General features: G+C 75.0%; 10 protein-coding genes. 4 read left to right on the top strand and 6 right to left on the bottom strand.

All coding sequences use genetic code 11. The features are described from left to right. Positions 1–11 precede the first annotated feature (11 nt). The 3 genes from ACGFZ2_RS06090 to ACGFZ2_RS06080 all read left to right on the top strand — a co-directional run bounded on the left by ACGFZ2_RS06090 (position 12) and on the right by ACGFZ2_RS06080 (position 5411). On the top strand, positions 12–1832 hold the full coding sequence (locus ACGFZ2_RS06090) for an ABC transporter ATP-binding protein (RefSeq protein ID WP_393450688.1): 1821 nt from the start codon (positions 12–14) through the stop codon (positions 1830–1832). Beyond that, positions 1829–3697 (top strand): ABC transporter ATP-binding protein, encoded by a 1869-nt coding sequence (locus tag ACGFZ2_RS06085; protein ID WP_393450685.1) that lies wholly within the window; start codon positions 1829–1831, stop codon positions 3695–3697. Before ACGFZ2_RS06090 ends, ACGFZ2_RS06085 begins: the two co-directional genes overlap by 4 nt. Before the next feature lie 136 nt (positions 3698–3833). Further along, positions 3834–5411 (top strand): trypsin-like serine protease, encoded by a 1578-nt coding sequence (locus ACGFZ2_RS06080; protein ID WP_393450682.1) that lies wholly within the window; start codon positions 3834–3836, stop codon positions 5409–5411. A 63-nt stretch (positions 5412–5474) separates the two neighbouring features. Here the strand turns inward: ACGFZ2_RS06080 and ACGFZ2_RS06075 are convergent, their stop codons facing one another. Then, a complete protein-coding gene (locus ACGFZ2_RS06075; protein ID WP_393450679.1) occupies positions 5475–6125 on the bottom strand; it encodes a nitroreductase family protein in 651 nt (216 codons plus the stop codon). Positions 6126–6190: 65 nt separating this feature from the next. On the opposite strand from ACGFZ2_RS06075, the gene valS reads away from it, so the two are divergent. Continuing rightward, the gene (gene valS / locus ACGFZ2_RS06070; protein ID WP_393450676.1) at positions 6191–8755 is read left to right on the top strand and encodes a valine--tRNA ligase; all 2565 of its coding nucleotides are present in this window, start codon (positions 6191–6193) and stop codon (positions 8753–8755) included. Between the two features lie 36 nt (positions 8756–8791). On the opposite strand, the gene ACGFZ2_RS06065 is transcribed toward valS, so the two are convergent. The 5 genes from ACGFZ2_RS06065 to ACGFZ2_RS06045 form a co-directional block, all read right to left on the bottom strand. After that, positions 8792–9418 (bottom strand): hypothetical protein, encoded by a 627-nt coding sequence (locus ACGFZ2_RS06065; RefSeq protein ID WP_393450673.1) that lies wholly within the window; start codon positions 9416–9418, stop codon positions 8792–8794. Between the two features lie 114 nt (positions 9419–9532). Then, positions 9533–10243, bottom strand: a complete 711-nt coding sequence (locus ACGFZ2_RS06060; RefSeq protein ID WP_393261418.1) for an ABC transporter permease — start codon at positions 10241–10243, stop codon at positions 9533–9535. A gap of 2 nt (positions 10244–10245) precedes the next feature. Continuing rightward, a complete protein-coding gene (locus ACGFZ2_RS06055; protein ID WP_393261419.1) occupies positions 10246–11202 on the bottom strand; it encodes an ABC transporter ATP-binding protein in 957 nt (318 codons plus the stop codon). After that, positions 11199–12077: an ABC transporter permease gene (locus ACGFZ2_RS06050; protein WP_363701158.1), complete on the bottom strand. Its 879-nt coding sequence runs from the start codon at positions 12075–12077 to the stop codon at positions 11199–11201. The genes ACGFZ2_RS06055 and ACGFZ2_RS06050 overlap by 4 nt, the downstream gene beginning before the upstream one ends. After that, positions 12070–12984, bottom strand: a complete 915-nt coding sequence (locus tag ACGFZ2_RS06045; protein ID WP_350703954.1) for an ABC transporter ATP-binding protein — start codon at positions 12982–12984, stop codon at positions 12070–12072. Before ACGFZ2_RS06045 ends, ACGFZ2_RS06050 begins: the two co-directional genes overlap by 8 nt. Positions 12985–13107: the final 123 nt, after the last annotated feature.

Here is a 13107-nt window from a genome sequence, read left to right as displayed (position 1 = left end):
ACCGTCGGGTAGTGCCTGCGGACGGCGACGGCGACCCGGCTCCCCGGGGGGTCGAGGCCGGCCCGCATCCGCTGCGCAACCTCTGGCGGCTGCGCCACTACCTGCGCCCCCACGCGGCCGAGTTCGGCTGGCTGCTGCTGGCCGGTCTCGCCGCCACCGGGGCGGGCATCGCCGTACCGCTGGTCACGCAGCGGGTGGTGGACGGCCCGGTCGCGCGGCAGGACCCGGCGGGGCTGTTCCGGCTGGCCGGGCTGGCGCTGCTGCTCGGCCTGGTCGAGGCGCTGCTGATCTTCATCCGGCGCTGGGTGCAGTCGTCGTCCTCGATGCGGATCGAGGCGGCGATCCGCGCCGACGTCTACGCCCACCTGCAGCGGCTGCCGGCCAGCTTCCACGACCGGTGGCAGTCCGGCCAGCTCCTGTCCCGGATCACCAGCGACCTCTCGGTGCTGCGCCGGTTCCTCTCCTTCGGCCTGTTCTTCCTGGTCCTCAACCTGGTGACCTACCTGGCCGTGGTGGCGCTGCTGATCCGGCTGCACCCCGCGCTGGGGCTGCTGGTGGCGGCGAGCGCGGTGCCGCTGTTCCTGATCACCCGGCGCTTCGCCCGGCGCTACCACGCCGCCTCCCGCCGGATGCAGGACCAGCAGGGCGACGTGGCCACGCTGGTCGAGGAAACCGCGCAGGGGCTGCGCACGATGAAGGCGTACGGGCGGGGGCGGGAACTGGCCTCCCGCTTCGCGGCCGGCGCCCAGGCGCTGCACGACACCGGGGTCGACAAGGGCTGGCTGCTGGCCCGCACCTCCGCCCTGCTCGACCTGGTGCCGAACCTGACCCTGGGCGTGGTGCTGGTGGCCGGCGCGGCGGCCGCCGCCGGAGGCGTGCTGACCATCGGCGAACTGGTCGCGTTCGTCAGCCTCCAGCTGATGCTGATCTGGCCGGTGCAGTCGCTGGGCTGGATCGTCGCCAACGGCCAGGAGGCGGCGACCGCCGCCGACCGGGTGCTGGAGGTGCTGGACAGCCCGCCCGCCATCGTGGACGCCCCGGGCGCGGTCGCCCTGCGCCGCGGCGAGGTGCACGGCCGACTGCGCTTCGAGCGGGTCTCGTTCCGCTACCCGGGCACCGGGGCGCCGGTGCTACGGGAGGTCGACCTGACCGTCGAGCCGGGCGAGACCGTGGCGCTGGTCGGGGCGACCGGCTGCGGCAAGAGCACACTGCTCTCCCTGGTGCCCCGGCTGCACGACGTGACCGGTGGCCGGATCACCCTGGACGGGCACGACCTGCGCGACCTGCGACTGTCCTCGCTGCGCCGGCTGGTCGGGGTGGCCTTCGAGGAGCCGACGCTGTTCTCCATGTCGGTGTGGGAAAACCTCACCCTGGGCCGGCCGGAGGCCGGGGAGGACGAGGTCCGGGCCGCCCTCGCGCTGGCCCAGGCGGACTTCGCGTACGAGCTGCCGTGGGGGCTGGCCACCCGGGTGGGCGAGCAGGGGCTGTCGCTCTCCGGCGGGCAACGCCAGCGGCTGGCCCTGGCCCGGGCGGTGCTCGGCCGGCCGGCGCTGCTCGTGCTGGACGACCCGCTCTCCGCGCTCGACGTGCACACCGAGGCCCTTGTAGAGGCCGCGTTGAAGCGGGTGCTGCGCAACACGACCGCGCTGCTGGTGGTCCACCGGCCCTCCACCATCGCCCTCGCCGACCGGGTGGCGCTGCTGGAGGAGGGCCGGATCACCGCCGTCGGGCGGCACTCCGAACTGCTCGCCGACGTGCCGGCGTACCGCGCGGTGCTCTCCGCCGAGCCGGCCCCGGCGCCGCCCGACGGTCGCGGCCTGGTGCGGTCGTGACCGGCGAGGCCGCCCACCCGGGCGGGGCGGACCTCACCCGGTGGCGCGGCGTCGCCACCGACCCCGACGCCGACCGCAGCCACGCCGAGGACACCGCGCCGGAGGCGGTGGCCCGGCTCCGGGCCCGCAGCCGGGTACTGCTGCGCGACCTGCTGCGCCCGCACCGGCGCCGGCTCGGGCTGGCCGTCGCGCTGCTGCTCGGCCAGAACGCCGCCGCGATGGCCGGGCCGTACCTCGTCATGCTCGGCATCGACCGGGCCATCGCGCCGCTGCGGGCCGGCGAGCCCGGCCCGCTGCTGGCCGTCGCCGCCGCGTTCGCCGCCGCCACCGTCGTCGAGTACGCCGCCCGCCGGGGGTTCCTCACCCTCTCCGCGCGGATCGGCCAGGCCATCCTGCTCGACCTCCGCCAGCGGGTGTACGGCCACTTCCTGCGCCTGTCGGTGGCGTTCCACGAGCGGTACACCTCCGGCCGGATGGTCTCCCGGCTCACCAGCGACCTGGACTCGATCGGCGAACTGGTCGGCGGCGGCATCGACGGCCTGGTGCTGGCGGTGCTGTCGATCCTGTCGGTGGCCGGCATCCTGCTCTGGCTGGACCCGCCGCTGGCCGCGGTGACCCTGCTCGCGTTCCCGTTCCTGTTCTGGCTGTCCCGCTGGTTCGCGCGGGCGTCGGCGGACGCGTGGCGGCGCACCCGGGAGACCGTGGCGCTGGTCATCGTCCACTTCGTGGAGTCGATGCGGGGCATCCGGGCGGTGCAGGCGTTCCGCCGGGAGCCGCGCAACCAGCGGATCTTCGCGGCGGTCAACGACGACTACCGGGTGGCGAGCCGGCACGCGTTCCGGCTGATGGCGACGTACTCGCCGGGGATCAAGGTGATCGGCAACGTGACCGTGGCGGTGGTGCTCTGCTACGGCGGTTGGCGGGTGCTCGGCGGGGCGACCGGGATCGGGGTGTTGGCCGCGTTCCTGCTCTATCTGCGGCGGTTCTTCGAGCCGATGCAGGAGCTGAGCCAGTTCTACAACTCGTTGCAGTCGGCCACGGCGGCCCTGGAGAAACTGGCCGGGGTGCTCGACGAGCGGCCCTCGGTGGCCGAGCCGGCCCGGCCCGTGCCGCTGCCCGCCGGACCGGGGCGCGGGGCGGTCGCCTTCCGCGCGGTCACCTTCGGCTACCGGCCGGACGCGCCCATCCTCGCCGGGCTCGACCTCGCCGTCCCGGCCGGGCAGACCGTGGCGCTGATCGGGCCGACCGGCGCCGGCAAGTCGACCGTCGCCAAGCTGCTCGCCCGGTTCCACGACCCGCTCGCCGGCACGGTCAGCCTGGACGGCGTCGACCTGCGCGAGGTCGCCGACGCAGAGCTGCGCCGCGCGGTGGTGCTGGTGACCCAGGAGACCCATCTCTTCGGCGGCACGGTCGCGGAGAACATCCGGTTCGGCCGTCCCGGCGCCGACGACGCCGCCGTGGAGGCCGCCGCGCGGGCGATCGGCGCGCACGACTTCATCGCGGCCCTCCCCGAGGGGTACGCCACGCAGGTGCACCGGCGCGGCGGCCGGCTCTCCGCCGGGCAACGGCAGCTCGTCGCGTTCGCCCGGGCGTTCCTGGCCGACCCGATGGTGCTGGTCCTGGACGAGGCGACCTCCTCGCTGGACGTGCCGACCGAGCGGCTGGTGCAGCGCGCCCTCGGCACCGTCCTGCGCGACCGCACCGCCCTGGTGATCGCGCACCGGCTCTCCACGGTGGAGACGGCTGACCGGGTGCTGGTGCTCGACGGCGGCCGGATCGTCGAGGACGGCCCGCCCGGCCGGCTCGCCGCCGCCGGCGGCCGCTACGCCGCCCTGCACCGGCAGTGGCGCGACTCGCTGGTGTGAGCCACGGTCCGTGTGGCGCCCCCGCCGCCCCCGGTCGGCGGGCCCCACGAAGATCACCGGTGCCACTAGACTCACCGCGCCGAGCGGAGCGTCCACCGGGTGGTCGTCCCGACGGCGGCGACGGGGGAGGTTGCGAGTGCGGTTCGGACGACGGGTGCTGGTGGCCGGGGTGGTCGTCGCCTGCGCGCTGGGGGCGGCGGCGGTCGCCGGGATCCCGTTCGGCGACGCCGGCCGGACGCCGGCCACGCCCACCGCGCAGGAATCCCCGGCGTCGCCGGGCGACGACGCCGCCCCGACGGGCGCGCCGGCCCGCGCCGACAGCGGACTCGGCAACCGCCCCGGAGGCGGTGCCACGCCGGGCGCGGCGGCGGCCCTCCGGGGCCGCCCGGCCGCCGAGGTCGCCGCCGACAGCCCCGCCTCGGTCTCCTACCTGCGCGACCGCTACCGGGTCGACGCCGGCGAGGCGGCCCGGCGGCTCGCCCTCCAGGAGCTGTCCGCGCCGCTGGCCGCCCGGCTCGCCACGGAGTTCCCCGCCGCGTACGGCGGGATGTGGCTGGACCAGGCCGCCGGCGGCGTGCTGACCGTCGCCGCCACCGGCGTCGAACCGGTCCGGGCGGCGCTGACCGGCATGCCGGACGCGGCGCACGTCCGGGTGGTGCCGGTGCGTCACCCGCTGCGGCAGCTCACCGAGGCGGCGACCCGGCTGGCCACCGCGCTCGACGCCACGGCCGGCGCCGACGTGGTGGTGGACGAGCGGACCAACGAGGTCGTCGTGCTGACCGGCGACCGGATCGCCGCCGACGATCCCCGGCTGGCCGACGCGCTGCGCGCCGCCGGGGTGCCGGCCCGCGCGCAGGCCCGGGTCGCCGACACCGTGGTGCAGAAGGCCTGCGACCCGCGCGACTGCGCGCGGGCGCCGATGCGCGGCGGCATCCGGCTGGACGTGCCGCGCGACGACGGCACCGTGGGCGGCTGCACGACGGGCTTCAACGTGCTCGTCGGGCTGCGCGACCCGTACGTGCTGACGGCGGGGCACTGCGTCGTCGGGGGGCGGCACCAACTGGTGGACCGCACCTGGCACCAGTTCCTCGGCCCGAAGGTGCCGATGACTGTCGAGTCGTCGAGGTCGGGGCTGGCCGAGAACGCCTACCCGTACGACTACGCGATCATGCCGTACCAGCCGGGCGCGATCGGGCGGTGGGCGTACCCGGCGGGGGCCACGCAGGTGCCCAGCCTGGTCAACTACTGGTGCGTGCCGGACAACCCCCGGTGCGCCACCGGGGGCAGCCGCGACGTGGCGATCACCGGGCACGTGCCGTGGAGCGCCATCCAGCCCGGCTGGGTGGTCTGCGCCACCGGGGCGGCGTACACGCCGAAGGCCGGCGAGCAGTACGTCGACTCGGGCGCCGGGGCCGGCTACGTGCCCGGCACCCGCTGCGGGGAGATCATCGGCAAGACCAGCGGCGGCATCGACGTGCGCATCTGCGCCCGCCCGGGCGACAGCGGCGGCCCGCTCTTCACCGAGGCCGACGGCAAGGCGCTGGGCATCCTGTCGCACGGCGACCCGGGGCAGGGCACGTGCACCAACCCGGACGAGCGCAACTCGTACGCCCCGGTCTCCACGATCCTCGACCGGGCGAACGCCCGCACCTACGGGGGCCTGCGGATCCGGCTGGCCACCAAGGGCCCGCTGAGCGGCCCGGTCCCCCGCTGACCCGGCCGGCGGCCCGGTGACCGGGCCGCCGGCACCGGGCCGATCGACCGTCGCGCCGGCGGCTCACCAGCGGTCGACGTGCAGGACCTCGTCCAGGGGCTGCCGCCGCGCCGGCCGGAAGCCCTCCCCGGTGTGGAACGCGGTGGGGATCAGCGCGGCCTGTCGCACGGTCGCGGGCAGCCCGAGCAGCTCGGCGACCTCCGCCTCGTACGCCAGGTGCAGCGTGGTCCAGGCGGTGCCGAGGCCGCGCGCCCGGGCGGCGAGCATGTAGCTCCACGCGGCCGGCAGGACCGACCCCCAGAGCCCGGCCTGGTTGCCGGCCGGCAGCTCGCCGGAGTCCACCTGGATGCACGGGACGAGCAGCACCGGCACCTGCCCCATCCGGTCGGCGAGCCAGGCCACGCTCTCCCCCACCCGGCGCTGCGCCTCGGCCCGCTCCGGGTCGTCGGCGAAGAGCCGGGCGGCCGAGCGCTCCGAGGCGAGGTAGCCGTGCGCCGCGCGCTGGTAGATCCGGCCGATCAGGTCCCGCTTCGCCGGGTCGGTCACCACGATCCACTGCCAGCCCTGCCGGTTCGACCCGGACGGCGCCTGGAGGGCGATCTCCAGGCACTCGCGGACCAGTTCCATCGGCACGGGCCGGGTGAGGTCCAGCCGCCTGCGGACCGAGCGGGTGGTGGTGAGCAGCTCGTCGGGGCTCAGCGGGAGTGTCGGCACGACATCCATCGTGGCACGCCGGTTAACCCGTGGTCCGGCCGTTGGCCGGTGCCTACCATCGACGGATGACTGATACGGCGAGGACGGCCCGCGCCGGCGTCCCCGAGCGTCCGACCCTGGACGGGCTCGAGGAGACCTGGGCGCGCCGCTGGCAGGAGGAAGGCACGTACGCGTTCGACCGCTCGAAGGAGCGCTCGGACGTGTACGCGATCGACACCCCGCCGCCGACCGTATCCGGCGAGCTGCACATGGGCCACGTCTTCTCGTACACGCACACCGACATCGTGGCCCGGTTCCAGCGGATGCGCGGGCGGGCGGTGTTCTACCCGATGGGCTGGGACGACAACGGCCTGCCGACCGAGCGCCGGGTGCAGAACGTCCACGGCGTGCGCTGCGACCCGACGCTGCCGTACGACCCGTCGTGGGTGCCGCCGGCCGCCCCCGTCGACGACGCCGCCCGCCGGGACCCGACGCCAGTCTCCCGGCGCAACTTCATCGAGCTGTGCGAGCGGCTGACGGTCGCCGACGAGCAGGTCTTCGAGGCGCTGTGGCGGCGGCTCGGGCTGTCCGTGGACTGGACGCTGACGTACACGACGATCGGGCGGGTGGCCCGGGCGACCTCGCAGCGGGCGTTCCTGCGCAACCTGGCCCGGGGCGAGGCGTACCAGGCGGAGGCCCCGACACTGTGGGACGTCGGGTTCGCCACCGCCGTCGCCCAGGCGGAGCTGGAGGACCGGGAGCGGCCCGGGGCGTACCACCGGCTGCGGTTCGCCGGGCCGGCCGGGCGCGAGGTGCTGATCGACACCACCCGGCCGGAGCTGCTGCCGGCCTGCGTGGCGCTGGTCTGCCACCCCGGCGACGAGCGGTACGCGGACCTGGTCGGCGGCACCGCGCGTACGCCGGTCTTCGGGGTCGAGGTGCCGGTGCGGGCGCACCCGCTGGCGGACCCGGCCAAGGGCACCGGCATCGCGATGGTCTGCACGTTCGGCGACCTGACCGACGTGACCTGGTGGCGGGAGCTGCGGCTGGACACCCGGGTGGTGATCGGCCGGGACGGCCGGCTGCTGCCGGAGGCGCCCGCCGGGGTGCCGACGCAGCCCTACGCGGCGCTGGCCGGGCAGACCGTCAACGGTGCCCGGCGGACGCTGGTGCAGCTGCTCGCCGACGGCGGCGACCTGGTCGGCGAGCCGCGCCCGATCACCCACCCGGTGAAGTTCTACGAGCGCGGCGACCGGCCGCTGGAGATCGTCTCGACCCGGCAGTGGTATCTGCGCAACGGCGGCCGGGACGCCGCCCTGCGCGAGGAACTGCTGGCCCGGGGCGGGGAGCTGCGCTGGGTGCCGGAGCACATGCGGCACCGCTACGAGCACTGGGTGGGCGGCCTGACCGGTGACTGGCTGGTCAGCCGGCAGCGCTTCTTCGGCGTGCCGGTGCCGGTGTGGTACCGGCTCGACGACGCTGGCGAGCCGGACTACACCCACCCTCTCACGCCGGACGAGTCCGCGCTGCCGGTCGACCCGTCCAGCGACGCCCCGCCCGGGTTCGAGGAGTCCCGGCGCGGCCGGCCGGGTGGCTTCGTCGGCGACCCGGACGTGCTCGACACCTGGGCCACCTCGTCGCTGACCCAGCAGATCGTGGGCGGCTGGGAGACCGACCCGGACCTGTTCGCGCGGGTCTTCCCGATGGACCTGCGCCCGCAGGGGCAGGAGATCATCCGTACCTGGCTCTTCTCCACCGTGGTCCGCTCGCACCTGGAGCACGGGGTGCTGCCCTGGCGGGACGCGGTGCTCTCCGGCTGGATCCTGGACCCGGACCGCAAGAAGATGTCCAAGTCCAAGGGGAACGTGGTCACCCCGATGGCGTTGCTGGAGCAGCACGGCTCCGACGCGGTGCGGTACTGGGCGGCGAACGGCAAGCCGGGCATGGACCTCGCCTTCGACCCGGCCCAGATCAAGGTCGGCCGGCGGCTGGCCACCAAGCTGCTCAACGCGTCGAGGTTCGCCCTCGGGCTGGGCGCCGCCGACGCGTTGCGCGCCCCGGCGACCGAGCCGCTGGACCGCGCCATGCTCGCCGAACTGTCCGGCGTGGTCGCCGCCGCGACCGCCGCGTTGGAGGCGTACGACCACACGGCGGCGTTGCAGGCGGCCGAGTCGTTCTTCTGGCGGTTCTGCGACGACTACATCGAGCTGGTGAAGGAGCGCGCCTACGGCTCCGGGCCGGGGGCGGACTCGGCCCGGGCGGCACTGGCCACCGCGCTCTCGGTGCAGCTGCGGCTGTTCGCCCCGGTGCTGCCGTACGCGACCGAGGAGGTCTGGTCCTGGTGGCGCTACGGCTCGGTGCACCGCGCGCCCTGGCCGACCACGTACGAGGTGGGCCGGGCGATCGAGGGCGCCGGCGAGCCGGAGCTGCTGCGGCTGGCCGGGGACGCGCTCAGCCAGGTGCGCCGGGCCAAGTCGGAGCGGAAACTGTCGATGCGGGCGGAGGTGCCGCTGGCCGAGGCGCTCGGCCCGGCGGCCCTGCTGGACCAGCTCACCGTGATCGCCGACGACCTCCGCGCCGCCGGCCGGATCACGAAACTGGACCTGCTCCCCGACCGCACCACCGAGCTGGTGATCGCCTGCGCCTTCTGAGCGCGGCCCCGCCGCGCCCGACGGGGCGCGGCGGGGTCACCAGCCGCGCAGCAGGCGCAGGCCGAGGAGGAAGGCGACGACGGCGGGGCCGACCAGCAGGGTGATCGCCTGGAGTCGGTACGGCATCCGGTGCCGGGTCAGCTCGACGGCGTTGCCCAGCACGATCACCCCGGCCAGCATCAGGAACGCGCCCCACATCGGGGCCGTCCCCACGTCGACCAGGCCGACGCGGGTCAGTTGCAGCGCCCCGCCGAGCAGCAGGGCGCCGGCCAGCGCCAGCAGGGCGACCGCCCGGTGCAACCCCCGGGCCAGCGGGTGGACCGGCCGCCAGTGGTAGGTGCCGGCGACCGCCAGGCACGGCAGGATGACCATCAGCGGCCAGCCCCTGCCGAAGGCGCCGAACATCAGCAGCGCCCCGACCGCGAACACCAGCGTGCCGAGGCAGGCGATCACGTAGCCGGCGAAGGCGCGCCCGCCGCCCCGGGCCAGCAGCGGCCCGCCGACGGCGGCGATCAGTGCCCCGGGGATCAGTACGAACCCCGCCCACCAGTGGAAGTGGCCGCTGGCCTGGGCGGCCGTGGTGGTCGCCGCCGCCGCGAGCCCGGCGACCGCCAGGCTGACCAGCCAGTGCCGGCCGGCACCGGGGTAGGAATCGCGCGACATGACCAGACCCGCTTCCGCACTCACTTCCACAGCCTCGCCGGGTGGCGCGGCCCGGTCCATCCGGCCAGCCCTACCATCGGGGGTCGGGCCGCCCGGACGGCCGTCACGCGGGGGTCAGCTCGTCTCGCCGGCCACGCTGAACGAGCGGAGCCGGTCGATCGCCAGCACCGTGAAGCCCACGCTGATCAGCACGGTCATCACCGCCGCCACCGGCACCGAGACGCTGGTCTCCAGCAGCCCGGTGGGGGCCAGCCGATCGGCGAGGGCGATCACGTACTGCTGGATGGAGAGGACCTTGGTGCCGCTGACGAAGTTGCCGAGCAGCCCCTCCCAGATGAGCACGTAGACCAGGCCGAGCAGCACGGGCCGCCGGGTGAGCAGGCTCAGCGCCACGAACAGCGCCGAGTACGCCAGCGCCCCGACCGCCGCGGCGGCGGCGAGCGCCAGGCCGAGGCGTACGGAATGGGCGAGCACGCCCGCGACGTAGAGCGGCACCGCGACGGTGACCGCCGTGACGCCGGTCGCCACCGCCAGCTTCGGCAGCACGATCTGCCAGCGCGGCAGCGGCTTGGTCAGGATGTGCACGACCGTGCCGTCGTCGATCTCGGCCCCCAGCACGCCGGTGCCGACGATCAACGCGACCACCGGCAGCACCACGGCCAGGCCGAGGCCGACCAGCACCGGCGGGCCCCACTCGCCCGGGTCCACCCCGAGCGAGCGGGAGAGCACGGCGAGCAGCACCAGTACCGCCGGAAGCGGCACCAGCAGGAGGAACCGGCGACGCCCGAACAGCCCCCGCGCGGTGATCCAGGAAACGGTAGACATGCTCAGGCCTCCACCAGGTAGGAGAAGACGCTCTCCAGGGACTCGTCCTCGGGCACCAGTTGCCGCACCCGGATGCCCTTCGCCAGGGCGATCTTCGGCAGCGCGCGGGTGAACGCGCCGTAGTCGCCGGCCCGCACGGTCAGCCCCGCGCGGCCCAACTCCACCCCGGTCACCGACGCCTCCGCCATCAGCGCCACGGCGAGCGCCCGGTCGTCGGTGGAGTGGACGGCGAAGACGTGCGGCCGGTTGGTCATCAGCCGGCGGATGGTGCGGAAGTCGCCGGAGGCGGCGAGCCGGCCGGCGACCATCACCTGGACGGTGCCGGAGACCTGCTCGACCTCCTCCAGGATGTGCGAGCTGAACAGGATCGTCCGGCCGGCGTCGCCGAGGCGGTGCAGCAGCTCCATCATGTGCAGCCGCTGACGCGGGTCCATCCCGTTGAACGGCTCGTCCAGCAGCAGCACCTGCGGCTCGTGCACGAGCGCGGCGGCCACCCGGGCGCGCTGCCGCATGCCCTTGGAGTACGTGCCGATCCGGCGGTCCTGCGCCCCCTCCATCTCCACCAGGGCGATCGCCCGGCGGGCCGCCGCCGCCGGGTCCGGCAGCCGGTGCAGCTTCGCGCTCGCCAGCACGAACTCGTACGCGCTGAGGAAGGTGTGCACCGCCTCCCGCTCGCTCACCAGGCCCAACCGGCGGTAGACCTCCGGGTTGCGCCAGGTGGGCCGGCCGTCCAGGGTCACCGCGCCGCGCGACGGGGCCAGGAAGCCGGCCATCATGTGCAGCAGGGTGGTCTTGCCCGCGCCGTTCGGGCCGAGCAGCCCGGTGACGCCGGGCCCGAGGGTCATGCTGACGTCGTTGACCGCCACCACGTTGCCGTACCAGCGGGAGACGCCGGCGAGGTCCAGGGTGCTGGCGGCGGTCGCGGCCCCCGCCGCGGGCTCGGCGCTCGTCGTGGTCATCGGGCGGCCACCTTCCGGTATCGCAGCAGCAGCAGGGCGACGCAGCCGGCCACGAGCAGCACGGCGGCGGCCGCGTAGACCGGGCCGAAGTCGCCGATCATGAGCCCCTCCTGTCCCTTGGGGAGCAGGTCGCCGAGGGCCCAGTCGCCGACGCCCCGCACCAGCGTGGACGGCGAGGCGAGGAAGGCCAGCTCGTTGACCGTCCGGGACGGCATGATCGACAGGGTGCCGACGACCGGGGTGGTCATCAGGAACACCGCCACGATCCCGCCGGCCGCGAACGCCCGCTTGCCGGTCAGCGACGCGACGAGCAGGCCGACCGAGGCGAAGACCACCGCCCAGAGCCCGGCGTAGAGCAGGCCCGGCAGCAGGTCCAGCAGCTCGTTCCAGACCCCGCGCATGCCGTCGTCGGTGGTGAAGGCGGCGCCCAGGAACATCACCAGCTGCGGGCCGCCGAGCAGCAGCCAGAGCGCGGTCACCAGCGCCAGCAGCTTGGCCAGCGGGTAGTCCGACCGGGGCAGCGGCCGGGAGAAGTAGAGCGGCAGCACCCCGCTGCGCAGGTCCCGGGAGACCAGCTCGGGGGCGACCACCGCGACGAAGAAGATGACGAGCCAGCTCATGTTGTCGGCGAACTGGGCGTACGTCATCACCGCCTCGCCGATCTGGCTGCGCACCGCGGTGAGGCCCGCGGCCACCACGGTGACGATGCCGACCACCAGCCAGGGGAAGATCTTGGCCTTGGCGCTGCGCCCGAACCCGAACGCCGTACGCAGCCCGTGCAGGTAGAGCGCGCCGAAGACCTGCCGGCGTCCCAGGCGGGGGCCGGTGTAGCGCTGGTAGCCGATGTCGTGGATGACACCGGTGGGTTCAGGCATGGCTGGGCTCCCTCGTGGCGAAGAGCTCGGCGACCCGGTGCCGGCGCTGGTCGAGCCGGTGCAGCGGCAGGTCCAGCTCGGCGACCGCGCCGAGGATGAGGTCGTAGGTGGCGTCGTCGGCGAGCTCGACGAGCAGCAGCCGCCCGTCCCGGCGTACCGGCAGGCGCAGCGCGGCGAGCCGGGCGGCCAACTCCTCGGTGCCCTCGCTGACCTCGACGGCGAGCACGTCGGTGGCCGACGTCATGGCGGAGATGTGGTCGGCCCGCAGCAGCCGCCCGCCGTCGATGGCGACCAGCGTGTCGCAGATCCGCTCCACCTCGCCGAGCAGGTGCGAGCAGACCAGCACGGAGATGCCGAACTCGGTGCCGATCCGGTGCACCAGGGCCAGCATGGCGTCCCGGCCGGCCGGGTCGAGGCCGTTGGTCGGCTCGTCGAGCAGCAGCAGGTCGGGATCGTGCACCAGGGCCTGGGCGAGCTTCACCCGCTGCTTCATGCCGGTGGAGTAGCCGCCGACCGGGCGGTAGCGCTCCTCGTAGAGCCCGACGTGCCGCAGCGCCTCGGAGGCCCGCTCGCGGGCGACCGTACGCGGCAGCCCGCTGATCCGGCCGAGGTGGGTGACCAGCTCGGCGGCCGAGAGGTCCGGCGGCAGGGCGTCGTGCTCGGGCATGTAGCCGACCCGGGCGCGGACCCCGGCGGAGTCGGTGGTCGGGTCGAGCCCGAGCACCCGGACCCGCCCGCTGGTCGGGGCGAGGAGGCCGAGCAGGATCTTGATCAGCGTGGACTTGCCGGCGCCGTTCGCGCCGACCAGTCCGATGATCCCCGGCTCGACCGCGACGGTCAGGTCGGCCAGCGCGGTGACCCCACCCCCGTACGTCTTGGTCAGCGACTCGGTCGCGATCAGTGTCACGACGTCCAGCGTAGGAGGCCGACGCCCCTGCTGGGAGCGGCACGCCCCCGGCGCTCCCCTGATCCTCGCGGCCCGAGCCCCCTAGGGTCCGGTCCCCGTGACCGGGAACCTCACGGAAATCCG

Source organism: Micromonospora sp. NPDC048063 (assembly GCF_043202855.1).
Taxonomy (GTDB): Bacteria; Actinomycetota; Actinomycetes; order Mycobacteriales; family Micromonosporaceae; genus Micromonospora.
The sequence above is the reverse complement of the archived record's forward strand: the minus strand, read 5'-3'. Positions and strand labels throughout refer to the sequence as shown.